This is a genomic window from Thermoanaerobaculia bacterium (genome assembly GCA_018057705.1).
Taxonomy (GTDB): Bacteria; Acidobacteriota; Thermoanaerobaculia; order Multivoradales; family JAGPDF01; genus JAGPDF01.
In genome coordinates this window covers 111,207-135,165 of record JAGPDF010000001.1, presented here as the reverse complement: position 1 = coordinate 135,165, position 23,959 = coordinate 111,207, and the positions used below count along the sequence as shown (strand labels likewise).

At 70.9% G+C, this 23,959-nt stretch carries 21 protein-coding genes; 11 read left to right on the top strand and 10 right to left on the bottom strand.

Features of this window, described 5'->3' with window-relative positions; all coding sequences use genetic code 11:
• Positions 1–95 precede the first annotated feature (95 nt).
• Positions 96–2,003 (top strand): diguanylate cyclase, encoded by a 1,908-nt coding sequence (locus KBI44_00575; protein MBP9142949.1) that lies wholly within the window; start codon positions 96–98, stop codon positions 2,001–2,003.
• On the opposite strand, the gene KBI44_00570 is transcribed toward KBI44_00575, so the two are convergent.
• Both KBI44_00570 and KBI44_00565 read right to left on the bottom strand, forming a co-directional pair.
• Complete coding sequence (locus KBI44_00570; GenBank protein ID MBP9142948.1) at positions 2,000–3,148, bottom strand: zinc ribbon domain-containing protein; 1,149 nt, start codon at positions 3,146–3,148, stop codon at positions 2,000–2,002. The genes KBI44_00575 and KBI44_00570 overlap by 4 nt on opposite strands.
• A 22-nt stretch (positions 3,149–3,170) precedes the next feature.
• A complete protein-coding gene (locus KBI44_00565) occupies positions 3,171–4,334 on the bottom strand; it encodes an SPFH domain-containing protein (GenBank protein MBP9142947.1) in 1,164 nt (387 codons plus the stop codon).
• A gap of 124 nt (positions 4,335–4,458) precedes the next feature.
• Between KBI44_00565 and KBI44_00560 the strand changes: the two genes are divergently transcribed.
• From KBI44_00560 to KBI44_00530, 7 genes are all read left to right on the top strand, one after another.
• Complete coding sequence (locus tag KBI44_00560) at positions 4,459–4,920, top strand: hypothetical protein (protein ID MBP9142946.1); 462 nt, start codon at positions 4,459–4,461, stop codon at positions 4,918–4,920.
• Between the two features lie 189 nt (positions 4,921–5,109).
• Positions 5,110–5,334, top strand: a complete 225-nt coding sequence (locus tag KBI44_00555) for a hypothetical protein (GenBank protein ID MBP9142945.1) — start codon at positions 5,110–5,112, stop codon at positions 5,332–5,334.
• 175 nt (positions 5,335–5,509) lie between these two features.
• Positions 5,510–6,268, top strand: coding sequence for a dimethylargininase (locus tag KBI44_00550; GenBank protein MBP9142944.1), 759 nt, complete (start codon positions 5,510–5,512; stop codon positions 6,266–6,268).
• 364 nt (positions 6,269–6,632) lie between these two features.
• Positions 6,633–7,172 (top strand): hypothetical protein, encoded by a 540-nt coding sequence (locus KBI44_00545; GenBank protein MBP9142943.1) that lies wholly within the window; start codon positions 6,633–6,635, stop codon positions 7,170–7,172.
• Positions 7,169–7,663 carry an asparaginase gene (locus KBI44_00540; protein MBP9142942.1) on the top strand — a complete coding sequence of 165 codons (495 nt, stop codon included), beginning with the start codon at positions 7,169–7,171 and terminating at the stop codon, positions 7,661–7,663. The genes KBI44_00545 and KBI44_00540 overlap by 4 nt, the downstream gene beginning before the upstream one ends.
• The gene (locus tag KBI44_00535) at positions 7,660–8,643 is read left to right on the top strand and encodes an RluA family pseudouridine synthase (GenBank protein ID MBP9142941.1); all 984 of its coding nucleotides are present in this window, start codon (positions 7,660–7,662) and stop codon (positions 8,641–8,643) included. The genes KBI44_00540 and KBI44_00535 overlap by 4 nt, the downstream gene beginning before the upstream one ends.
• Positions 8,640–8,918: a hypothetical protein gene (locus tag KBI44_00530; GenBank protein ID MBP9142940.1), complete on the top strand. Its 279-nt coding sequence runs from the start codon at positions 8,640–8,642 to the stop codon at positions 8,916–8,918. The genes KBI44_00535 and KBI44_00530 overlap by 4 nt, the downstream gene beginning before the upstream one ends.
• A gap of 52 nt (positions 8,919–8,970) precedes the next feature.
• Here KBI44_00530 and KBI44_00525 read toward each other — a convergent pair whose 3' ends face one another.
• Positions 8,971–11,544 carry a S9 family peptidase gene (locus KBI44_00525; GenBank protein MBP9142939.1) on the bottom strand — a complete coding sequence of 858 codons (2,574 nt, stop codon included), beginning with the start codon at positions 11,542–11,544 and terminating at the stop codon, positions 8,971–8,973.
• 106 nt (positions 11,545–11,650) lie between these two features.
• Between KBI44_00525 and KBI44_00520 the strand changes: the two genes are divergently transcribed.
• Positions 11,651–13,009 carry a TonB family protein gene (locus tag KBI44_00520; protein MBP9142938.1) on the top strand — a complete coding sequence of 453 codons (1,359 nt, stop codon included), beginning with the start codon at positions 11,651–11,653 and terminating at the stop codon, positions 13,007–13,009.
• A 36-nt stretch (positions 13,010–13,045) separates the two neighbouring features.
• Here KBI44_00520 and KBI44_00515 read toward each other — a convergent pair whose 3' ends face one another.
• From KBI44_00515 to KBI44_00485, 7 genes are all read right to left on the bottom strand, one after another.
• The gene (locus tag KBI44_00515) at positions 13,046–13,324 is read right to left on the bottom strand and encodes a hypothetical protein (GenBank protein MBP9142937.1); all 279 of its coding nucleotides are present in this window, start codon (positions 13,322–13,324) and stop codon (positions 13,046–13,048) included.
• Positions 13,325–13,420: 96 nt separating this feature from the next.
• Positions 13,421–14,485 (bottom strand): serine/threonine protein kinase, encoded by a 1,065-nt coding sequence (locus KBI44_00510; protein MBP9142936.1) that lies wholly within the window; start codon positions 14,483–14,485, stop codon positions 13,421–13,423.
• 22 nt (positions 14,486–14,507) lie between these two features.
• Complete coding sequence (locus tag KBI44_00505; protein ID MBP9142935.1) at positions 14,508–16,703, bottom strand: SpoIIE family protein phosphatase; 2,196 nt, start codon at positions 16,701–16,703, stop codon at positions 14,508–14,510.
• A 34-nt stretch (positions 16,704–16,737) separates the two neighbouring features.
• Entirely contained in the window at positions 16,738–17,961 is a 1,224-nt protein-coding gene (locus KBI44_00500) for a beta-ketoacyl synthase chain length factor (GenBank protein MBP9142934.1), read from the bottom strand.
• Positions 17,958–19,202, bottom strand: a complete 1,245-nt coding sequence (locus KBI44_00495) for a beta-ketoacyl-[acyl-carrier-protein] synthase family protein (GenBank protein MBP9142933.1) — start codon at positions 19,200–19,202, stop codon at positions 17,958–17,960. Before KBI44_00495 ends, KBI44_00500 begins: the two co-directional genes overlap by 4 nt.
• Entirely contained in the window at positions 19,199–19,540 is a 342-nt protein-coding gene (locus tag KBI44_00490; protein ID MBP9142932.1) for an acyl carrier protein, read from the bottom strand. Before KBI44_00490 ends, KBI44_00495 begins: the two co-directional genes overlap by 4 nt.
• Positions 19,541–19,557: 17 nt before the next feature.
• Positions 19,558–20,865: a tryptophan 7-halogenase gene (locus tag KBI44_00485; GenBank protein ID MBP9142931.1), complete on the bottom strand. Its 1,308-nt coding sequence runs from the start codon at positions 20,863–20,865 to the stop codon at positions 19,558–19,560.
• Between the two features lie 69 nt (positions 20,866–20,934).
• Here KBI44_00485 and KBI44_00480 point away from each other — a divergent pair, with 69 nt between their 5' ends.
• Both KBI44_00480 and KBI44_00475 read left to right on the top strand, forming a co-directional pair.
• A complete protein-coding gene (locus KBI44_00480) occupies positions 20,935–22,386 on the top strand; it encodes an acyl--CoA ligase (GenBank protein ID MBP9142930.1) in 1,452 nt (483 codons plus the stop codon).
• Positions 22,383–23,939, top strand: a complete 1,557-nt coding sequence (locus KBI44_00475; GenBank protein ID MBP9142929.1) for an NAD(P)/FAD-dependent oxidoreductase — start codon at positions 22,383–22,385, stop codon at positions 23,937–23,939. Before KBI44_00480 ends, KBI44_00475 begins: the two co-directional genes overlap by 4 nt.
• Positions 23,940–23,959 lie beyond the last annotated feature (20 nt).

Sequence of the window (23,959 nt, the reverse complement as noted above, 5' to 3'; positions counted from 1 at the left end):
AAGCTACCACGGCGAGCGCCTCGGATGAACATACGGCCCGGCGTGCCGGCGGTTCTCGCACCTGGCGGCTCGCACCCTGTGTTAGCTTGACCGGGATGTCGCCGCTACTCTCGCGTCAGCCGATCGGCCTCGATGAGCAGGGATTGTCGTATTCGGTGCTCGCGGCGCAGAGCCGGATCCTGCAACTGCTGGGCGACGGCGTCCCCGGGCGCGAGGTGGCGGCGGAGATCTGCCGCATCGCAGCGGAGCGGTTCGCCGGTGTCGGTTGCGCGATCCTCACGCTGGACGAGGCCGCGGCGCGCCTCGTCGTACTTGCCGACGCCGCGCTGCCGGCGAGCTTCGCCGCGGCGCTCTCCGGACTCACCATCACTGCCGGGAGATCCGTTTTCCGGGCGCTCGCCTCCGGTGCCCCGGATTTCTGTGCTGCGATGAGTGAAGAGCCCGCCTTCGCGCCGATTCACGCCGCGGCGCGCGACGCCGGGCTCGAATCCTGCTGGTCGGCGGCGATCCGCGCTGTCGGTGGCGACGACTCTGGCGCCTTCATCGCCGTCGTCTGTCTCTTTCATCCGGAGAGGAAGCGCCCTGGGCCGCGTGGCGTCAAGGTGCTCGAGCTCCTCGCTTCGCTCGCCGGTCTCGCGGTCGAGCGCGCGGCGCGGGCGCGGGATGCCATGCGCTCCGCCGCCACCGATTCGGCGCACGAGCGCTGGGTGGATCCGCTCACGCAGCTCCCGGGCCGGCAGCTCTTCGAGCGCATGCTCCGCGACCTCATAGGGGCCTCGGATCCCGACAGCACCCGCTTCGCTCTCTTGCTGATCGACGTCGACCGCTTCCTCGACATCAACGAGCGCTACGGCTCGCGCCTCGGCGACATCCTGCTCGCGGGCCTCGCCCGCCGCCTGCAGAAGGCGCTGCGCCGCGGCGATCTCGCGGCGCGGCTCGAAGGCGACTGCTTCGCTCTCCTCGTGCGCATGGGCGACGACGCCGACGAGGCGTCGCGGCTCGCCGGGCGGTTCCGGGAAGAGGGTCGGAGGAGCTTCGAATTCGACGGCCAGGCGATTTCCCTGACGGTCTCCGTCGGCGTCGGTGTCTTCCCCTGGGACGGCTCGCAGGGCGCGATGCTGCTCGCCAACGCCGAGGTCGCGATGCGCGCGGCGCGCGCTGCCGGCGGGGACGGCTTCCGCATCTACTCGGCGAATCTGCGCGTCGACACCTCGCGGATCTCCAGTGCATCTGCGACCGCGGCCGGGCCCGAGAGTGCGCCCAGGCTCGACGAGCTGGAGCTTCTCTGGGAGCCGTACTTCGAGGTCAGCTCGCGGCGCTGGACCGGACTGACGGCGCGCCTGGCCTGGAAGCGCCCGGGCGGAGCGCGCGCCGGTGCCGCCGACCTCTGGCGAGCGGCCTCGCGTGCCGGCATGGTGCCGGGGATCCTGCGCTGGTACGTGCGCAATGCCTTGGGCGACTTCGCGCGCGCCACGCGCGACCTGCCGGCGCCGACGCGGCTCTCCCTTCCGGTCGCGGCGGCGGCACTCGCCACTGAGGGCTTCGTCGGCACGGTGGCCGAGTTGCTGGCAGGGGAGCGGCTGCCGCCGGAGTCGGTCGCACTCGAGATCCCGGTGCAGGTGCTGGAGCGCGATGCCGGCGCCCTGGCGAGCCGCCTCGCCGCGCTCGCCGGCGAACGGCTGCGCCTCGAGCTTTCGGGAGTCGGCGCGGGGAATCTGCCACTCGAGGCGCTCACGGAGGTCGCCTGGAGCGGCTGGAAGCTCGATCCTTACCTGCTGCACAAAGCGAGAACCTCTCCGGCGTCCGGCGCGCTCGCCTCCGGGCTGATCGCCCTGGCGCGGCAGATGAAGGCGGTCTCGATCGCCGAGCAGGTCGACGAGGCGCTCGACCTCACCTGGCTCGGCCTGCATCGCTGCGATCTCGCCCAGGGCGCGGCCTTTCGCCGCCCGGTCGCGGCGGACCAGCTGGGCGCGCTCGTGGCGGAGTTGCGGAAAAACGTCTAGCTGTTGCTGAGGATGATGCCGACGAGGATGAGGGCGGCGAGGACGGCGAAGCCGATCTTCACCCAGCTCCAGGGTGCCGTGCCGGTCGCCTTGCCGGTGGCGCCGTTCACGACGTACCGGAAGCTCTTGCCCTGGTAGACGTAGGCGGCGATCCAGACCGGCACGAGGCCGCTCTTGTAGTGCCATTGCGAGTACTGCGTCGACACCCGGAGGTTGCGGCACTCGTCGCCGGGAACCTCGGCGCGGCAGGCCTCGCGCAAGGTCGCGTCCATGCGCTGCCGGGCGAGCGTCTGTGCTTCCGCAAGACCGACTGCGTACTCTTCGGCGAGGAAGCCCGAGAGATAGCTCGGGTCGTAGGCGACGAACTCCGCGGTCGGGAACGGCTCGATCTCACGCGCCGTGGCGGCATCGAGGCCCTGCGAAGCCGGAAGTGGCAGGTCGTCGAAGCGATGATCCAGGGTGCCCGAAGCGTGCCGCCATTCGACCCGGGCGTTCTTGCCGCTGCCCCGCCGGTAGCCCGCCTCGGCAGTCCAGTCGGAACGGCTGTCGGCGTCGAAGGTCCAGAATGGGATGTAGATCCCCTGGATGCCGCTCACCGTGGCGCGCTCCTTGAGATTCCCCGGGCGGAACCAAAGCGATCCGAGCCAGCTGCGGAAGCGCTGCAAGGCGTCGTTTTTCGCCACGGTGAAGGGGAGGACCCCTTCGGGACGCACCAGGTTGGCGTCGACGGGCGCTTCGACGACCGCCGGCGAGCCGCAGAAGCCGCAGGCCCTGGCGGCGACGCCGGGCTCGAAGGTCTCGAGGGCGCCGCACTTCGTGCAGCGCACCGCCTTCCTTTCGGCGCCCCAGCCCAGATCGCCGCCCCGCGCCAGGCCGTCGGCCAACTGGCGTTCGCCGACGAACCGTGCCGCTGAAGCCACTGGCGCGCCGGAGGCCGGGTCGGTCGCACCTCGCGCCGCAGCGGCGCCGGCGTGCGCTGCGCCCGCCGGCGCGACCTCCTGCTGATAGCCGCAGTAATCGCAGCGCAGACGCTTCGAGCCCGGATGCCAGACGACATCGGCGCCGCACTGCGGACAGGGGAACTTGCGCGCCCGCGCGCCGATGGCCTGGGCGCCGGAGGCGCCTTTCCTGGGATCGTCCGGCACGATCGGCTGGATCCCGCCGCCGTCAGCTCTTGGGAGCGGCGGGCGGTGGCGGCGGCGGTGCCGCAGCTCCGGCGGCGAAGCCAGGATAGCTCGCGAGCGGCGCCCAACCGGCGGCGCCGGGGCTCCAGGCGAGGGTCGAGAGCAGGACCTGGCCGGCAGCGACCATTCCCTGCAGGGCTTCGTCCGTGTAGGGACCGTAGGTCTTGCCGTCGACGGTGAGCGACCAGCGTGCGGTGGCGACCGGCGGCGGCGGAGCGCTCGCGCCCTGCGCGCCTTGCGGCGGCGGGGCGGCGGGAGCGCCGGCCCCCTGGACCCCCTGTCCCATCGCCTGGCTCATCATCTGCCCCATGGCGACGCCGGCGCCGAGGCCGACGCCGGCACCGGCGAGGCCGCCGGGATTCGCCGCCGCGGCGCCGATCGCCTCGGCCGCCTGCATCTGGGTGTACTGATGCATCCTGTCGCCGAGGACGCCCAGCTTCGAGCGCTGGTCGATCGCCTTCTCGACCTCCTCGGGCAGCGAGATGTTCTCGATGAAGAAGCGCGAGAGCTCGAGACCGAAGCCGGCGAACTCGGGGGAGAGGACGCCGCGGCCGGCGACCGAGAGCTCGTCGTAGTGCGCCGCGAGGTCGAGCGCTGCGATCTTCGCCTCGGCGATGGCGTCCGAGAGCCGCGACAGGATGGTCGAACGGAGCTGCCCGGTGACTTCGTCGGTCGTGGTCAGGCCGCGCGTCCCGACGATGTTCTGGAAGAAGACCCGGGCGTCGGCGATGCGCATGGCATAGGTGCCGAAGGCCCGCAACCGGATCATGCCGAACTCGGCGTCCCGCATCATCACCGGGTTGGTCGTGCCCCACTTCAAATCGGTGAAGAGGCGGGTGTTGAAGAAGTAGACCTCGGCCTTGAACGGGCTCTGGAAACCGTACTTCCAGCCGCGCAGGGTGGTCAGGATCGGCACGTTCTGGGTCTGGATCTCGTAGCGCCCGGGCGTAAAGAGGTCGGCCGCCTTGCCCTCGTTGACGAACAGGGCGACCTGGTTCTCGCGCACGATGAGCTGGGCGCCCATCTTGATCTCCTGGTTGTAGACCGGGAAGCGCCAGACCAGGGAATCGGTCGTGTCGTCGAGCCACTCGATGATCTCGATGAACTGCGACCCGAGCTGCTTCTTGATGTTGTCCATCAGACCCATCGCGATACCTCCTGAGAGCGCGAGAATTCTAGCTGAGTTGGCGTCCGCCGGGAGGCGATTGGCCCCGTGTATGGCATATCGTTCCGGGCGCGGCGCCGGGAAGACCGGCGAGGAGGAGAGAACCATGATCTGCCCGAGCTGCCATGCCGAGTTCCGGGAGGGCTTCACGACCTGCTCGGACTGCGAGATTCCGCTCGTCGACGACCTCGAAAGCGCGCCGAGCGCCGGACCGGAGGAATCCGGGGAGGGGCCCGCCGAGTTCGTGGGCTTCGGCGGCGGGGGGGCCGAAGACCTCGTTCCGCTGGCGGAGCTCGGCAGCCCGGAGATGCTCGGAACGCTTCTCGAACAGCTCGAGGAGGCCCAGGTTCCCTATGTCGTCCAGGCCGGCACGGCGCTGGCGCTGGCCTACGGCCGGGAGCTGGAGAGCGCCGACTTTCCGGACCCCTGGCTGGCGCGGGTGATGGTCCTCGGCAGTTTCAAGCCGCAGGCCCGCGGGATGCTCGATGCGATCGTCGCGGAGGCCAAGGAGAAGGCCCTGGCGGCCCGCGCCGGGAGTCTCCCGAGCCCCCCAGACGCGGCGCTCTGACCTCTCGCCCGCCCCGGGCCTCCGCCCCATCCCCTCCGGCACCCCGGCTCGAAGGGGGGGTGGCGGCCGGGCCGGAACCCACCCACCTGACTGGACCCCCCTCGTCGCGATAGGATGTCCCGTCCGCTGGCGGTTGAGGCTGGCGGGGTACACGGTGCGCGCTTTCCGGGGCGTGCCGCAGGAGGCACCATGGCCAAGAGATCCAGCCAGTCCTTCGTCAAGCGACAGAAGGAGATGGCGCGCAAGGAGCGGGCGCAGCTCAAGAATCAGAAGCGACTCGAGCGCAAGCTCAACAAGGGCGAGGGTGGCGAGGAGGAGATCCTCGTGCCGCTCGACGGTCCGATCCTGCACGAGACGTTTGCGGACGAACCCGAAGCCGAAGCCGAAGTCGAAGAGACCGCCGCCAAGTCCTGAGCACGCAGGCCCCCCCTTCCCGGCTCCGGGAAGGGGCGCCGCGGGCTCCGTCCGGAGCCTGCGGCAGGAACTCTCCCGCCATCTGGGCAGCTTGAGTTTGCTTTGACCCTCGCCGGGCGAGGTCCTCGCTGGGCGGACTCGCGCTCTGCGCATCCAGTCCTGTAGCCTCGCTCCCATGCTGGCGATCACGCGCGCCGTCCCGGTTTCTCTCGCCCGCTGCGAGCTCACCCATCTCGAGCGCGTGCCGATCGACGTGGCGCGCGCCGCCCGCCAGCACGAACACTACGAGGCGGCGCTCGCGGCGCTGGGGGTGGAGGTCGTCCGCCTGCCCGCCACCGACGAGCTTCCCGACTCGGTGTTCGTGGAGGACGCGGCGGTCGTCGTCGATGAGGTGGCGGTGCTCGCGCGCCCGGGAGCTCCGTCGCGGCGGGCGGAGGTGCCGAGTGTCGCGGCGGCGCTCGCGCCCTATCGCGATCTTCTGGCCATCGCGGCACCGGGCACGCTCGACGGCGGCGACGTCCTGCGTATCGGCCGGCAGCTCTTCGTCGGTCTCTCGGCGCGCACCAACGCGGCGGGCGTCGCCCAGCTCGCGGCTCACCTCGCGCCGCACGGCTACCGGGTGGAGGGGATCGAGCTCAGCGGCTGCCTGCACCTGAAGAGCGCCGTCACGGCCATCGATGCCGCAACGATCGTTCTCAACCCTGACTGGATCGACGCTCGCCGGCTCGGCGCCCGGCGGACGATCGAGGTCGCTCCGGGCGAGCCGATGGCCGCGAACGTCCTGGCGATCGGCAGTACCGTCCTGGTCAACGCCTCCGCGCCCCGCACCGCCGAGCGCATCGCCGCGGCGGGCTTCGACGTCGTCCTCGTCGACCAGTCCGAGCTCGCCAAGGCCGAGTCCGGTCTCACCTGCTGCAGCCTGATTCTCGCCTGAGCCGTCGGCGGCGGGGTGGTCCGTGGCGAGCGAGTAGAATCGGCTCCATGGAGCCCGGCACGATGCCCGCCCTGAAGTTCGCCCTGAGGTCCGATGCAACCGAGGATTGGGTTGCCCTCCCAGGGGCGGATCTGATCCGGAAGGGCCTGGTCGACCTGTCCCGGGGACAGGTGTCCAACGAGTCCCTGCTCGTGGAGATCAGTGCCTCGAGACTCCGTGCGCTCGGATTCGAGGTCGCCCCCTCGCGACGGGACCTTCCGGAGCACGAGCTCTTTCTGCGGCTCTCCGCAGGGGATCCAGAGCGCGCGCACTCGCGCTACAACGCGCTCTTGCGACGCCTGGCGAGCTTTCACCATTCGGCGCGATGCGGCCGCTAGTCGATCGCGAACGGCTCTCCAGCCTGCTTCGCGAGCTGGGGCGCCATGCCGAGACCCCGACCCAGCTCTTTCTCGTGGGCGGAAGCTCGGCCTTGCTGCACGGCTGGCGTGCGACGACGGTCGACGTCGACATGCGTCTCGAGCCGGACTCCGGGGCCGTAGCGCGGGCGATTCCGGAGATCAAGGAGCGGCTCGAGCTGAGCGTCGAGTTCGCATCCCCGCTCGACTTCCTGCCGCCATTGCCGGGCTGGCGCGACCGCAGCAGGTTCCTGCAACAGGAGGGCAAGCTTGCGATTTTCGAGTTCGATTTCTACTCCCAGGCGCTGGCGAAGATCGAGCGCGGTTTCGAGACCGATCGGGCCGATGTGCACGCGATGATCGCGGAAGGCCTGGTGGAACCCGCGACTCTGCGTGGTCTCTTCAACGCCATCGTCGAGGAGTGCTACCGCTTTCCGGCAATTCACGCGAAGTCCTTCGCCGAGGATTTGGACCGGGCGCTCGAAGACGCGGAGCGTCGCGGCCGATGAGGATCCGTATCCTGATCACCGGTGGCACTTTCGACAAGGAGTACGACGAGCTCACCGGCGCGCTCTTCTTCAGCGACACCCATCTGCCGGAGATGCTCCGTCTCGGCCGCTCGAAGCTCGAGGTCACGGTGGAGACGGTCTGCATGATGGACAGCCTCGAGATGGACGCCGTCCATCGCGCCCAGGTCCTCGAGGCTTGCAGAGACTCGCCCGAAGGTCGCATCCTGGTCACCCACGGCACCGACACCATGGTCGAGACCGCGGCCGTCCTCGCCCACGGCCTCGCCGTCGCCGAGAAGACCGTCGTCCTCACCGGAGCGATGGTCCCGTTCGCCTTCGGCAGCTCCGACGGTCTGTTCAACCTCGGCAGCGCCCTCTCCTTCGTTCAGGTCCTTCCTCCCGGCGTCTACGTCGCCATGAATGGCCGCTGCTTCCCCTGGCACAACGTGCGCAAGAACAAGGCCGAAGGCGTCTTCGAGGAGATCCGGTGAGCGCGGAACGCAATCGCAGGGAACGGCAGGAGCCGGCAGCCGCCGCAGGGCGGGCCCCCGCGCCGGCAGGGAAGGCGGCCGAGCGCTATCCAGCGCGGTTTGCGCGGCGGTTGCAGGAGCTCCATCCGGAGCTCACGTTCACGCGCGCCAAGCGGGTGATCGAGGGCGGGCAGGTGTCGGTCGACGGCAAGCAGCTCTTCGATCCGGGGGCCTATGTGGCGCCGGAGGCGGAGCTGGTCTGGGATCCCCACCGGAAGATCGAGCGTCAGGTCGAGGGGCCGAAGGTGGAGCTCCTGCATTCCGACTCCGACGTCGTCGTGGCGGTGAAACCGGCGGGTCTGCTCACCCAACCGACCAACGACCGCGAGAAGGACACGCTTCTTTCGCGCGTCTCGCAGGCGATGGCGCGCAAAGCCGGCGGGCGCACCTACGTCGCGGTGGTGCACCGGCTCGACAAGGACAGCTCCGGGCTGGTCGCGTTCGCCACCAGCAAGCGCGGCCTTCAGGCGCTCCAGAAACAACTCGAAGACCACAGCATGGGGCGCACCTACGAGGCGCTGGTCGAGGGGAATGTCGTGGGCGAAAACGGCACCTTTCGCGAAGATCTGGTGGGCGATGGCACGCATCGCCGGCGATGGGTGGCGCGCCCGAACGAGCGCGGCAAGCCGGCGGTGACCCACTGGGAAGTGGTGCAGCGCTACGGCGTCGCGACCCATGTCCGGGTGCGGCTCGAGACCGGGCGCACCCACCAGATTCGCATCCACTTCGCGGCGGCGGGGCACCCGGTCGTGGGCGAGCGCGTCTACCGCAAGCGCACCCTCGGCGAGCCGCCGGTGAAGACGCAACGCCAGGCGCTGCATGCCGCAGAGCTCGTCTTCGCCCATCCCGCGACCGGACTCCGCATGCGCTTCGAGGCGCCCTTGCCCGACGACTTCCGCGCCCTCGTCGCCGAGCTGCGCAAGCGGCGGTCGAAGCCGTGAGCCCTTCGGTCGACGAGCTGTTGACTGCCAGTCTCGTCCGCGGCGAGCGCGTCGCCCGGGCGGTCGTCGTGACCGCCGGTGGCGAAGAGCGCGCGCTCCTCATCTGGCCGGCCGGCCACACCTTCGGCGACTTGGGCTGGCCGCGCCTCAACCAGCGGGTGGCGCTCTACGCCGAGCAGCTGTTCGAGAAGGGCCCCCGCGAGATGACCAAGGCGTTCGATCTCCCCGACGGCACCCGCGTCGACGTCCGCTTCGAGTTCCCGCACCTGGCCTGAAGCGCCGACGGCTCCAGGGCCGCCGATTCCGCCCCGTGGGAAGCCGGCCCGCCTACTTGAGGTGAGTTTCGAAGAGCTCGAAGATCCGTTTGTATTCGTCCACCCAGCTCGTCGGCTCCTTAAAGGCGTGCGGTTCCAACGGGTAGATGGCGGTCTCGAAGAGGTCGGTCTTGCCGAGCTCGATCAGGCGCTGGACGAGGCGGACGGTGTCCTGGAAGGCGACGTTGTCGTCCACCATGCCGTGGCAGATGAGCAGTGGTTTCGCGAGGCCGGCGGCGAACTCGATCGGTGAGCTCCGGCGGTAGGCCTCGGGGTCGACTTCGGGAGTGTTGAGAATCGCCGAGGTGTAACCCTGGTTGTAGTGCGCCCAGTCGGTCACCGGCCGCAGCGCCGCCCCGGCCGCGAAGAGCTCCGGCCGTTTGAAGAGCGCCATCATGGTCAGGAAGCCACCGTAACTGCCGCCGTAGGTGCCGACCCGCCCGGCGTCCACGCCCCTCTGTTCGACCAGCCAGGCGACGCCGTCGGCGAGATCCTCGAGCTCCGGTTCGCCCATCTGGCGGTAGATTGCGGTGCGGAAGTCGCGTCCGTAGCCCGACGAGGCGCGGTAGTCGAGGTCGAGCACGACGTAGCCGGCGCGCGCGAGCAGGGTGTGAAACATGAACTCCCGGGAGTAGTCCGACCAGCCCTCGTGGGCGTTCTGCAGGTAGCCCGCGCCATGGATGAAGACGACCGCGGGCGACCGGGTGTCGGGAGCTCGTCCGGGCGGCGTGTAGACGCGCGCCTGGAGATTGCCGGCGAAATGCGTCGAGGGGATGCGGACGATCTCGGGAGCGCTCCAGGCGACGGCGGAGAAGGCCGGCGTGGTCGTCGAGGTCAGCTTCTTCGCAGCGGCGCCGGCGCGCGCCGCCTGGACGAAGAGCTCCGGCGGTCGCGTCGCCCAGGAGCTGGTGAGCAGGAGCTGTTTTTCGTCCGGCGAAGGCAGCGCATAGGTCATGCCGTTGGCAGAGGTCAGGCGTTCGAGCCCCGGGGTATCGACGCGCACGCGGTAGGCCTCGTAGATGCCGGCGCCTTCGCGGTTCGCGGAGACGAAGAAGCTGCGTCCGTCGCGCGCGAGCCGCGGCCGGTCGACTTCGAACGGACCCTGGGTGAGAGCACGCCTCGCAGCGCCTGCGGCCTGCACGTAGAGATGCGAGAAGCCCGAATCCTCGGACAGGTACCAGAGCTCGCGGCCGTCCTTCATCCAGCCGAACTCGGTGAAGCGCCAGCCGAGCCAGGCAGGGTCGCTCTCGTGGTGGAGAGGCGTGAGGGGCGGCGAGGACGCTGCGCCGGGAGAGACGACCGCCAGCCAACGGTCCTTGTTGTCCTCGGAGAAGAACTGGAGTGCGACGCGGCTCCCGTCCTCGCTCCAGACGACTTCGGCGAGCTGAACCGGCCGGGGCGCAGGCGCAACCGAAGGCGTCGGCGCCGGGGCAGGCGCTGGCTCCGGTCGGGCCGATGCCGCTGCCTGGGCGGCGCTGGCCGCCTGACGCAGCTCGGCCAGCGGATCGTCGGCGAGGCCTGGCAGGACGGAGAGGTCGAGCTCGACCTGCGTCTGACGGGTGAGGTCGAGCAGCAGCAGGGTCGGCGATTCGGGTGAGCCGGTCCCGACCTTGGGGCGGATCTTCTTCACATCGACGTAGCCGGATTCGGTGACGAAGACCGGCATCGAGTCTTCCTTGCCCCCCCCTCGGCTCGACGAATCGCCCGTCGGCTCCGGTCGCTCCGGGCCGAGGGCAACGAGCAGGTGGCCTCCCGAGGGGGAGAGGTCGGCGCGCAGGATCGCGCGCTTCTCGCCGAGATAGAACGGCGGCGGTGCGCGTGTCGGATCCGCGGTACGCCGGGCGCGAGTCTCGGCCACCAGCTCCTCCTTACGGGCCTTGCGCTCGGCGAGAACCTCGAACAGGCGCAACTGCTGTCCGGCAAGGAAGCCCGCGGCGTCGGATGGCACGGCCGGCGTGGGCGGTGCGTCCGGGTCTTTCGTGGTGCGCAGGTCGGCGAGGGTCGAGTCGAGGCCGCTTTCGAGGTCGATGGCGTGAAAGGCGTCGCCGCGCCGGAAGGCGACGGCCCTGCCCGTCGCGAGGACGAGCGGAGCGCTTTCGATCTCGGCGGTGCGGGTGAGCTGGCGGGGGGTCTTGCGGCCGGCCTCCTTGACGAAGAGATCGCCTTCTCGGATGAAGGCCGCGAGCTTGCGGTCGCGCGACCAGACACCGTCGGGAGCATCGACTTTGCCGAGCTCCGCAGGGGCGATGTGCTCGCTCCGGCCGCTCGCGATGTCGACGCGATGGAGATCCACAATCTCGCTGCCGGGGCGTCGCTGGCGATAGAAGATGGACTTGCCGTCGTCCGCCCAGTAGGGCTCCTCCGGCGGCGTCCCGATCCAGTCGCGCGCCATGATGGCCGCGATGTCGAGCGCGGGCCCAGAGGCTCCCCCCGCGGCTTCCCCCGCCGCTCCCGGCGCGGCTCCCGACGAGACCGCGGTGGCGGCGGCGAGGGCGTTGGTGGCGGCTGCCGGTGCGGCTGGGTGGAGCGCCGGCAGCGCGAGGGCGAAGCAGGTGGAAAGCGCTGGCAAGTGGCGACGTAGGAACATTCAGGTGGACTCCTCGGGTCGGCGGCAGCGAATCGTATGCCAGTCCGTGTTTTCCATTACGATTCGGCGCGTGGAAAGATCTATCCCTCCGGGGCCGAGCGAACCCGTGGATCTCGCCCTGCGCGACGATCTCACCGGTGCCTGGAACCGGCGCTATCTGCGCCGTCTGCTGGACGAGGACTGGGTGGAGCTCGTTGCGACCCAGGGGACGGTCACCCTCCTCGTGCTGGACCTCGATTTCTTCAAGGAGATCAATGACGCCCACGGCCACCTGGCCGGCGACGACGTCCTGCATCGCGCCTCCGACCGGCTGCGCGAGAGCTTTCGGGCCGAAGACCGCCTGATCCGCTACGGCGGTGACGAGTTCGTCGTCGTGCTCTTCGGCGCCGGCGCCGAAGAGGCCCGCGTCCTGGCAGAGCGTGCACGCTCCGCCCTCTCCACGGTCGAGATCACCTCGCCGGAGAGCGGTGAGCAGCTCGTTCTGCCTTTGTCGTTCAGCATGGGTGTCGCGAGCTTTCCGGTCGACGGCGCCACCGGCGAAGAGGTCCTGGCGGTGGCGGACCGCCGGCTCTACGAAGAAAAGCGCTCCCGGCGGGCACCGGCGGCGGCTGCCGACCGCGGGCGCCGCAGGCTGCTCCTCGCCTCCGGCCTGGCGGTCGCCGTGCTCGCCATCGCCGGCTGGGTGGAGTGGCGCCGCCTCCGCGCGTCGCCGCCGCCGCCGCCGGACGTGCTCGCTCCGGTATCCTCGGATACGGTCCCGCTGGCGGAGATCGTCGTCCGCGACGAGGAGGAGCTGGTTCGTCTGCGCGACGAGGTGCGGCGCCTGCAGGCCGAGCTCGCAGGGGCCCGTCCGGCCGACGACCGCGGGCTCTACGAGGCGCGCATCCGGGAGCTCGAAGCCCGACTGACCGAGGCCGGCGACCCTCGCCCGGTCGCCGGCTCCGCGGGGCTCGACCCGGGAGCAGCCGCCGGGACGGTCGGGCCGGGGGAGAACGGCACCGGGATGGAGATCGGCGAGCGCAGAGTACGCGAGGGGCTCGAGCTCCTGCCGCCGCCGGAAGCGGCGTCGGCGCCCGGCGGCGGAAGCCGGCCGGCCGGGGGCACTGGAGCGACGGGAGCGACCGGATCGAGTGGAGCCAGCGGCGGCCCCGCAGGCACCGGCGGCGTTCGCGGCCTGCCGCAGATCGAACCGCCGCAGCTCCTGCGGGCGATCCGGCCCGACTATCCGCGGGTCGCGCGCGCCCGTCGCCGGATGGCGACGGTGGAGCTCAAGGTGCAGGTGGATGCGACAGGCCGGGTGCTTTCGGTCGAACCGGTCGGACCTCCGGCCGGCTTCGGCTTCGACGAATCGGCGCGCGAGGCCGCGCTGTCGGCCCAGTTCCGTCCCGGGCGGCGCGACGGCGTGGCGGTCGAAATGGAGACGCGCCTGGCGATCCGCTTCCTGCTCGAGGGCCCGCCGCGCTGAGCGGCGTCGCAGCAGCGAACTGGCGGGGAGTCTGGCCTAGAGCACCGCTCCCAGCTCGCCCGGCAGAATCGTCCGGCACTTCGGACAAGCGAGGAGCCGGCCGCTGCGCGGCAACGACGACATGAAGTTCACGCGCGTGCGGAGCAGGCGAATCACGAAGAGCTGATCGATCTCGTCCTTGCAGGCCGGGCACCGCAGCGAATGCTCGAGACCATAGACCGCTGCGGGCGGACTCTGCCAGCCGGCGGGCGGGGCAGCAGGCGTCGCGTCGCCGGCGTCCGGCCACTCAGCGCCCCCCTTGGGTTCGTCGCTCATGCGCGAGGCGATCCTATGTCCCCGCGGAGCCGGCCGCAATCCGGGTCGGGGCGCCATCGGTCCCGGTGTCGAAGGCGAGGCATCGGTGCCCTGCCGTCAGCCGTTCCAGTCCCAGAAGAGGTCCTTGTTGGTGAGCGCCTCTTCGTCCTCGGCGGTTGGCGGCGGGGCGATCGAGCCCCCGCGCTCGACGCGGTCGACGACGATGCGCTGCTCCTCGAGGTCGACGGTCTCGCGCTCCCAGCTCTCCTCGGTGCCGAAATGCGGCCAGTTCCTGGGGAAGATCGGGTCGTGCCAGCGGCGCGCCAGCCAAGCGGCGTAGTGCGCCATGCGCAGGCCGCGCAGCGGCTCGATGAGCCGGAGCTCGGCGCGGTCGAACCGCCGGAACTGCTCGTAGCTCTCCAGGAACTCCTCGCGCAACGTCGTGGTCGCGGTGTCGCGGCCGCCCAGGGCGAGCCAGAGATCCTGCACCGCCGGCCCGATCATGCAGTCGTCGAAGTCGAGCAGACGGAGCTCGCCGTCGCGGTCGAGGACGTTGCCCAGGTGCAGGTCGCCGTGCAGGCGGAGCACCGCCACGCCGGCGGACATGCGGTCGTAGGCGTCGGCGATCGCGCGCCCGGCAGCGAAGTAGCGCGCGGCGAGCCGGCGCGGCACGATCGCGGCGCGTTCGAGCCAATCGAGGTCGCGGCGCACATAGGCCTCGCTCGTGAGAGGGAGCCGGTCGGCCTCGGGGCGCCGGGCGCCGACAACGTGCAACCGCCCGACCAGCATGCCGAGACGCGAGGCGCCCCGGCTGTCGAGCTCGGCCGGAGCGCGTCCGCCCTTGCGGTCGAACAGGGTGTAGAAGATCCCCCCTGCGGTCGTCGCCAGCGTCGAGCCGTCGGGGAACGGGCGCGCCGGACAGACCGGAATCTCCTCGGCATCGAGCTCGGCGAGGAACCGGTGTTCTTCGAGGATCGCTCCCGCCGTCCAGCGCTGCGGGCGGTAGAACTTCGCCACCACGCGCGAGCGGTCGGCGAGCTCCACCTCGTAGACCCGGTTCTCGAACGAGTTCAGCGGATAGCAGAGCGGCCGCACCGCCACCCCCGCCGCCTCGACGGCGTCGAGTACGCGTTCGGGGGTGAGAGAGAGAAAGAGATCGGACTCGTCGCCGGGCTGGGTCACCGGCCCATTCTGTCAGCTGGGGTCAGGTGGCGCGCAGAACGAGGAAGGTGACGTCATCCGACGGGGCCGGTGCGGCGTCGGGGCCGGCGTCGGCCCCCGACCAGTTGGCGGCGGCCTGCTCGAGAGCCGCGACGATGCCGCCGGCGCCCGCTCCTTCGCCGGAGGTACCCCGCGATGCCGCGACGGCGAAATGCGCTCGCGCGCGCTCGTAACCGAGCGGCTCGCCGGTCGGATTGGGCAGCTCGGGAAAGCCGTCGCTCATCAGCAGGACGACGTCCCCGGGAGCGATCTCGAGCCGGCGCTCAGAGTACGGAAAGTCGTTGCGGGCCCCGAGCGGCATGCCGGCAAGCGCGATCTCATCGACCTCGCCGGTCGCGGCGCGAAAGTGCAGCGCCGGCGGCATGCCAGCGGAGGAGATCGTGAGCGCGCGGCCCGCAAGCCTCGCGACCGCGAGCGCCATTGCCATGCGTGACAGTCCCATGCCGTGGACCATGCCCGTGGCGCGACGCAGGAACCCGGCCGGGGAGGCGTCGTCGCCGGCCGCCAGGAAGAGGCTCTTGACCACGGTGACCATCGTCCCCGCGGCCGCGCCGTGGCCGGTCGCGTCGCCGATCGCCAGCAGCAGGTCGCCGTTCGCGCCGGTACGGAAGTCGTAGTAGTCGCCGCCCACTTCGGTCGCGGTCGACATCGCGACCGCGAGCTCGATGCCCTGGTACTGCGGAAGCTGGCGCGGCAGCAACGACAACTGGAAGAGCCGGGCCTCTTCGAGCTCCTGACTCTTGCGCCCGTTCTCGGCTTCGAGCAGGCGCCGTTCGATCTCGCGCTCCTTCCCCAGGCGCTCCTGCTCGATCAGGCGCGCCTGATGCTCCGCGAGCTGCTCAGCCATGTGATTGAAGCTCCCGGCGAGCCGTCCGAACTCGTCGCGCGAACGCACCGGCACGCGCGTCTGAAGATCGCCGCCGGCGATCCTCGCCGCTCCCGCCTCCAGTTGCTGCACGCTCTTCACCATCCCGCTGGTGAGTGGAATCATGCCGATGGTCGCGATGCCGACCAGGAAGAACCCGGCCACGAAGTTCCACGCCGTCGCCCGGCGCAGCTCCTTCATCGCCTGCGAGATCGGCCGCGCAATGCCGAAGCGCAGACCCGAGACCGGGTCGCGGCGGGCGACCACGACCCAGTCGTCGGCCGTCCCTTTCTCGGCCGCTGCGACGCTCGCCTCGCCGCGCAACGCGCCCACCGAGGGGAGCTTGCGCAGGATTTCGCCGTCGGCACCGGTCGCGACGTAGAGCTTGTTCTCGCTGTCGATCGCGAACGGGACCTCGCCCTGCTCGCGATGCGTCTGCCCGAGCACCGAGCGCAGAATCTCCTTGGCCTTGAGCCGCCCCTGGATCTCGCCGACGACCTGGCCGTCGTCGGTCACCGGGCAGGAGACGCCGTCCGCGAGCGGCATGGGTGCGGCGTTCGGCGAGGCAACAGGCGCCGGTGCCGCCACCGGGGCGACCGGAGCCACCTGAGCCGCACCTGCGACTTCTGCGACCGGAGCCGGTGCCGGGACCGGCGCGGTCGGCGGCAGCGGGGGGGCCGGCGGCACGCCAGGGTTCTCGCGGCGGGACGCGAAACTGCGCCCGATCTCGGCGCGCACCTGCTCGAGCTCCTCCTGGATTCGTTTGCGGTCGGCCTCCGGCAGGCCCGCCGGAAGATGGAGCAGGGACGCCGTGACGCTCTTCTCGGCCAGGCGGAGCTGCTCGTCGCCGCGCCGCCGCGCCTCTTCAGCCTGGCGGAGCCGCTCCTCGTCGAGTTGCCGCACCTCCTGCGGCGAAAGTGGCTGGACAGCGACCTGCGTCTTGCGGGGCTCAGCGGCGCCGCGCGCGGCGCCAGCGGCGGCGCCCCTGGGTACGAAGCGGAAGTCCTCGATGAACGGCAACGCCTGGGCGAGGCCGGCGAAGACCTGGGCGTCGAGCTTGCCGTCGGAGGTGCCGTTCTCCGAGCGCAACCAGTAGGCGGCGGGCAGACGCGCCAGCGCTTTCACGCTGCGGTCGATCTCCGTCGAGACTCCCTCGACCCGCTGTTCGAGGTCGCGCGCCATGAGTTTCGCCTCCGCCTCGGCGGCCTGGCGCAGGGCGCGGCTCGAGGTGGTGAAGGAGTACAGCGCCAGGACCGTCAGCGGGACGGCCGACAGCAGGAGGAAGACCAGGGCGAGGCGGAATCGGAATCTCACGTCGAGAGTTATACGCCGGACGGCGGGAGAGGTTCTAGGCTGGAGCGACCAGCGCCCAGGCGGCAGCGCCGCCGGAGGCGAGGGAGGTGATCAGGCTCACGCCGGGGGAGGCGAGCGCGGTGCCTCCGGTCCAAGGCGCCAGGCCGAGCTCCGGATCGACCTCGGCGAAGCCGGCGGTCGGTCCGGGCGGCTCACCGCCGGCGGCGAGGAGCCCCGCGGCGAGGAAGCCGCCGCCATACTCTCCTGTCAAGCCTTTCGGGGCGACGACTGGCGGCAGCGCCTGCGCCCCCCAGGCGGCCCGCAGGGTGAGCGCCTCGAGCCGGTCGCCGGCACGCGAGCCGGAGGCCCCGGAGACAATGAGCTCGATCGTGGCCGGGGCGACGCCGCTGCGGTCGAGGAAGCGGCGCAGCGACCGGCCGAGCGCGACCTCGCCGTGACCCCAGTCGTGCGACCGGGCGGTCGGATCGAAGGCGGCGCCGTGGGCGAGCAGGCGGCAGAGCGGCCGGGCGCCGCGCTCTTCGGCCAGGGCCGCGCTCTCGAGGACCACGACCACGGCGCCCTCGGCGGCGGTGAGACCATTCCTGTGCCGATCGAACGGCCTGGCGCGCTCCGGACCGAAGCGGTCGGCGCGCGCCAAGGCGTGAAAGCGATCGAGCAGGGCGTGCAGGATCGGGATGCTCTCTTCGACGATGCCGACCAGGACGCGCCCGGTCTTGCCGTCGCGAATCCACCGCGCCGCCTCGCCGAGGGCGAGGAGGTCGCTCGCCTCGCGCTGGGTCAGCGTCTGGTTCGGTCCGCGTGCGCGGATCACCATCGCCATCTGCGCTGCGCTGGCGCTCGCCACCGACTCGGTGAAGAGCGCCGGTGAAGCCTGCTCCGGCCCCTGGCCGAGGATCTGCCGCAGGAGTTGCTCGGTTACCCAGGCGGGGCCGAAGGAGGTCCCGGTGACGATTCCGGTCGCCCCGTGGTCGGCACCTTCCGGAATTCCAGCGTCGCGCAGAGCGAGCTGCATCGCCGCCACCGCCATCCGCGCCGGCGGGCTCATGCGACGGGAGAGTGCCGCCGGAACGAGCTGGCCGAGCTCCGAGAGGTCGGCCAGCGCGGCAAGACGCGCTCCGCCGGACCGGTGGAAGCCCGCACTCCGGTCGACCTCGCGGAGGCGCGGCACGCCTGCCCGGAGCCCTTCGAGCAGTGCCTGGCGGCCGGCGCCGAATGGGCCGAGGACCCCCAATCCGGTGACCACGACCTCGGCGCTCACAGCACTCGTACCTGCCCGGCGCCGAGGATGATGGCGGCGTTGGTGCCGCCAAAAGCGAGGTTCGTGGACAGGGCGAAACGGGCGCCGGGCACGGGCCGCGGTCGGCCGGTCACCAGGTCGAGGCCCATCGCCGGATCGACCTCGCCTTCGCCCGGGGTCGGATGGACCGCGCCGTGCAGGAAGCACAGCATGGTCGCGACCGCCTCGATCGCTCCGGCGGCCCCGAGGTAGTGCCCGACGGCACCCTTCGAGGAGGTGAGCGGCATCCGGGTCAGCCGAGCGCCGAAGACTGCACGCAGCATGTTGGCCTCGGCGGCGTCGTTGTGCGGCGTGCCGGTGCCGTGGACGTTGACGAAGTCGATATCGGCGGGCGCGAGGCCGGCATCCGCCAGGGCTGCCTCGACGGCGCGCGCGATGCCGGCGCCCTGCGGATCGGGCGCGGTCATGTGATGCGCGTCGCAGGAGGCGCCGGCGCCCAGGAGCCAGCCCAGGATCCGCGCGCCGCGGGCCCGAGCGCCGGCGGCCGTCTCGAGCACCAGGACGGCGGCCCCTTCGCCGATCGACATCCCCTCGCGCTCGGAGCGGAAGGGCCGGCATGCCTTCGGATCGACGGCCCGCAGGGAGTTGAAGCCGGCATAGGTGAGCCGGCAAAGCGAGTCGCTGCCGCCGGCGATGGCGATGTCGATCTCGCCGGCGCGCAGCGCGGCGAGGGCGTTGCCCATCGCGAGCGTGGCCGAAGCGCAGGCCGAGGCGACGGTCTGAACCGGGCCGTGGACGCCGTAGGCGCGGCCGACGGTCTCGCCCGGAGAGCAGGTCTGCTGCGCGGTGAGCCGGCCGATGCCGGAGGCGCGCTGCGGCTGGCCCATGAGATCGGCGAAGTAGCTCTCCGACTCGAACATGCCGCCGGTCGAGCTGCCGAAGTAGATACCGCAGGAGAGCTCGTCGAGCTGCGGCGGGAGCCCCGCCTGGGCGAGCGCTTCGCGCGCCGCGTCGAGCGCAAATCGGTCGGCGATCGAGCTCCGACGCTCCCCGGCCTGCGGCGGAACGCCGGCGACTTCGGAGGCCAGTTGGGTGCGGAAGCGTTCGTGCTCGAAGCGCGAGAACGGGCCGATCGCCGAGATCCCCGAGGCCAGGCCCTTCCAGAGAGCGGCGGTGCCCGAGCCGTAACCGCTCATCGCGCCGAGGCCAGTGATTGCGACCGCTCCGGGCGGAGGAGCTCCGGGGTCGCCCTCGGGCCTCATGATGCGGGGGCTCTCGAACGGGCGCTGCGCCGGACGCTCTGCTGGCTCGGCTGGCTCGAATCGCTCGGGTCGCCCTGAGGAAGGCGCTCGGCCAGCCAGACCGCCAGGGTGCGGACGGAGTGGAAGACGTCGTGGTCCACCTTGCCCTCCGGGATCGCGATCGCGAACTCGCGCTCGATCGCGACCACGAGCTCGAGCGCGTCGATCGAGTCGAGGCCCAGGCCCTCGCCGAAGAGCAGCTGGTCGTCGCCGATCGATTCCGGGTCGAGCCCCTCGAGTCGGAGTGTCCCGACGATGAGCCGCTTGAGGCGGGGCGCCAGCTCCTCGGCGGCCACCATGACCCTGGCTTGTGGGCTCACGCGGCGTCTTCGGTCGGATACCCGGCGGTGGCGTCGCGGCGGAAGAGGCGCGTCGAGGGCGAGAAGCGCTTCTGGAGTGCGACCAAAAAGAAGAAGATCTCGTTCATCGCGCTCGTCCAGAGGCCCGGATTCCAGTTGCCGGCGAGCACCGTTACGACAGCCCGAAAGAGGATCGTCGGCGGCTCAGGCGAGAAAAAGAGATCGCGGAACTCCGGCGAGTAGAAACCGACGACGAAGCGGCGGAAGGCCCGGAAACGTTTCGCCTGGCGGCGCGAGAAGGCTGCGAAGTGGCGTGCCGAGAAGTCGTTCCGGGCGAGCGCCCGGTCAAGCACCGTCGCGGCCTCGATCCCCGACTCCATGGCGATCGAGACGCCGCTCGAGAAGACCGGGTCGAGGAAGGAGCCCGCGTCGCCGGCGAGGATCCAGCGGTCGCCCGCGTAAGTCGAGGCGCTGTAGGAGAAGTCCTTCTCCACGCGGACGGGCCACTCCCTTCGGGCGTCGCGCATCAGGCCCGCCATCATCGGCGTGTCGTCGAATGCCGCCTGCAGCATGGCCTCCGGAGACCCGTGCTCGAGCTGCATGTAGCGCTTCATCGGAATGACGACGCCGACGCTCGTGAGCTCAGGCGAAATCGGAATGAGCCAGAACCAGCCGGCATCCGCGCGCGCCACCAGCCGGATGTCGTCCGGGCGCTCGCCTTCGAGGCGCGGCACGCCGGTGAAATGAGAGAAGACTGCAATGTTCGCGAGCCGCGGTTCGTCGGAGCGCAGGTCGAACTTCTTCGCCAGCAAGCCGTGCCGGCCGGAGGCGTCGACCAGCGCGCGGACGCGCACTTTGCCGCCGCCGTCGGGCGAGGAGAACTCGAGGCTCGCGGCCTCGGCGTCGAACTCGCAGCCGGAGACGCGATGCCCCTCGCGCACGTCGACGCCCACCTCGCGGGCGCGCTCGAGCAGGATGGCGTCGAACTTCTCGCGGCAGACCTGGTAAGTCAGCGCGCGCGTCACTCCGCTGGCGATGGTGAAGTCGACGCCGCGTCCGGTGAGGCCGTCGGGCGTGTAGAGGCGGGCGCCCCACTTGGGCGGAAAACAGGCGGCCTCGACGCGCTCGGCGACTCCGAGGGTGGCGAAGGCGTCGTTCGCGGTCGACAGGAGCGATTCGCCGATGTGGAAGCGCGGGAACTGCTCGCGCTCGAACAGGACGACGCGATGGCCCTTCTGGGCCAGGCAGATCGCGGCCGAAGTGCCAGCGGGCCCCCCCCCGGCGACGGCGAAGTCGAAATCGTAGCTGGAGGCTGGACGGTTCATGGTCGCGTGGGTTCTCTCGGAAGGCGGTCGAAAATCCCCGTCTGGCGGGTGGACAAGTATACTCGCGGCGTGTTTCGCGACCCAATTCTCGGCGCTTTCGACGCCCTCCATACCGACCAGCCCGAGCGGCCGATCGTGGCTTCGCCCTCGCGTCTGGCGACCGTCGCCGACGTGCACCTCCAGGCGGGCGAGCTCGCCAGCCGCCTGCACGAGCACGCTCTCGTTCCGGGCCGGCTGGTCGGCCTGGTCGCCGCGAATGGTCCTGGATTCCTGGTCGGGTACCTGGCCCTGCGCCGCTGCGGCCTGGTGCCGGTGCTGTGCGACGTAGCGGTGCCGGCGCACGCCCTGGAGGGGATCCTCGAGCGCTTCGATGTCGCCGGCTGTCTCTCGCTCTCCGAGGCCTGGCCGCGCGGGGGAGAGCACTGGACCTTCGTCACCCGGCTCGGCTCGGTGGTGCGCCACCTCCCGGAGTCGATCGGCGCGATCAAGCTGACCTCCGGCTCCACCGGGCTGCCGCGCGGGGTCGTCGTCTCTTCGGCGGCGCTGGTCGCCGACGAGGCGCAGCTCGCGGCCTCCATGGGTCTCACCGCGGAGGACCGGCACGTAGGTGCCATCCCCTTCTCGCACTCCTACGGCTTCTCGAGTGTCGTGCTGCCGGCGCTCGTACGCGGAGCCCTGATCGTCGTTCCGGACGAGCGCTCGGTAATGGCGCCGCTCGCCGCCGCGCGCGATCTCGAGGCGACCTTCTTCCCGGCGGTGCCGGCCTGGCTCTCGTGCTGGGCGCGCCTCGCCTCGCCGCCGCCGCTGCCGCCGAGCGTCCGGCTCCTGACGAGCGCCGGCGCGCCGCTCGCGCCCGAGACGGCGCGCGCCGTCCGCGAGCGCTTCGGTCGGCCGGTGCAGGTCTTCTACGGTGCGAGCGAGTCCGGCGGCATCGCCTTCGACCGCGAGGGAACGGCTGCGGAGCAGGGCACGGTCGGCACGCCGATCGAGGGCGTCGCGATCGAGCTCGACGCCGAGACCGGGCGACTGCGGGTGCGCAGTGCGGCGGTGGCCGAAGGCTACCTCCCGGAGCCCGCCTCCGAGCTCGCCGGCGGGAGGTTCCTGACCGGCGACCTCGCGGCGTGGGACGAAAAGCGCCCCGGAGAGCTCCGCCTGCTTGGCCGGGCCGACGACCTGGTCATCGTCAAGGGCAAGAACGTGCAGCCGCGCGAGGTCGAGAACCTCCTGCGCGACCTTCCGGGGGTGGACGACGTCTGCGTCCTCGGCGTGGACGGACCGGAAGGGCCGCGCACGGTCCTGCGCGCCGTCTTCGGCGCCGCCAACGCGGCGGTGACGTTCGAGAGCGTCGTCGAGCACTGTCGCGGCAGACTCGCCGAGCACAAGATTCCGCGCAGCGTCGTGGTGCTGCTGGAGCTGCCGCGCGACGGGCGCGGCAAGCTCGACCGGCGGCAGCTCGCCGACCCCGCGCTCTCTTCCCTCGCGGCACTGGCTGCGCTCGCCACCGGCGAGGCCGGCCGATGAATCGGCCGCTACAGGAGCGCTACGACGTCGTCGTCCTCGGGGGGGCTTTCAGCGGCGCCTCGACAGCGATGTTGCTCAAACGCGACCATCCGGAGTTCTCGGTTCTCGTGGTCGAGAAGTCGAAGCAGTTCGACGCCAAGGTCGGCGAGGCGACGACCGAGATGTCGGCGATGTTCCTCACCCGGCGGCTCGCGCAGTGGCGGCACCTCGAGCTCGACCAGCTGCCGAAGGAGGGCTTGCGCTACTGGTTCGCGAACGCCGACGTGCAGCACCACTGGCAGGCGACCGAGGCGGGCGGATTCGTGCGCAGCGCCGTGCCGTCGTTTCAGCTGCGCCGGGACGTCCTCGACCAGCACCTGCTCGACGAGGCGGTCGCCGCCGGCGCCGAGCTCGTCCGCCCGGCCCGGGTGCGCGAGGTCGAGCTCGGGAAGTTCGACCATCGGGTGACGATCGACCAGGGGAGCGACACCTTCACGGTCGGCTGCCGCTGGGTGATCGATGCCACCGGCCGGGGCACGTTGCTCGGCCGGCAGCTCGGCCTGATCACGAAGAACGAGCAACATCCGACCGCAGCCTTCTGGGGGCGCTTCCGGAACCTTGGGCACATCGACGATCTCGCGGCGCGCGGGCCGGTCGAATGGGCGCGGCGGAACGTCTCCTCGCGGCGCCTGGGCACGAATCACTACACCGGCCGCGGCTACTGGGTCTGGGTGATTCCGCACGGTCACGGCGAGACCTCGGTCGGCGTCGTCTGGGACCGCCGGCTCCTCGACCTGCACACGCGGACGGATCGCGAGCAGGCGTTCCGGGACTTCCTCGCCGAGCTCGTGCCGTTCAACGAGCTCCTGCCGGGCGCGGAGCTGCGCACCGAAGACTTTCGTTACTACTCGAACCTGCCCTACGCCACGACGCAGTACATGGGCGAGGGCTGGGCGCTGGTCGGCGACGCCGCAGTCTTCCTCGACCCCTACTACTCGCCGGGCCTCGACCACTGCGCCTTCTCGGTCGAGGCCACCGCGGAGATCGTCGCGATCGACCTCGCTGGAAAGCCGATCGTCGCGCGCACGAAAGAGCACAACGAGACCTTCGTGCGCTCCTACTGGCGCTTCTTCGAGGCGATCTACAGGGACAAGTACTACTACATGGGCGAGGCCGACCTGCTGTCGGCGGCCTTCCTGCTCGATACCGCGCAGTACTACATCTTCGTCGTCATCCCGGCCTACCGCGTCTACGGCCGCTTTTTCTGGATGCCGGTGCTGGGGCCGAAAGAGGCCTACTTCAACTACCGCCTGATGATGTTCTACAACCGTCGGTTCAAGGCGCTCGCCGAGCTCCGGCACGAGATGGGCGAAGCGGGGAAGAGAAACGCCGGCCGCCGCATCAAAGCCTACTTCGCCCTCGACACCGCGCCCTTCCGCATGGCCCTGCGCGGCGTGAAGCTCTGGCTCTACGCCGAGCTCGATGGGCTGCGGCTCGGCCTCAAGAAGCTCTTTCGCGGCAAGCCCGCTGCGTCGGTGCCGCCGATGCCCGCTGCCGCGACCGAAGATCGCTGAGAAATTGGTGACAGTTACCT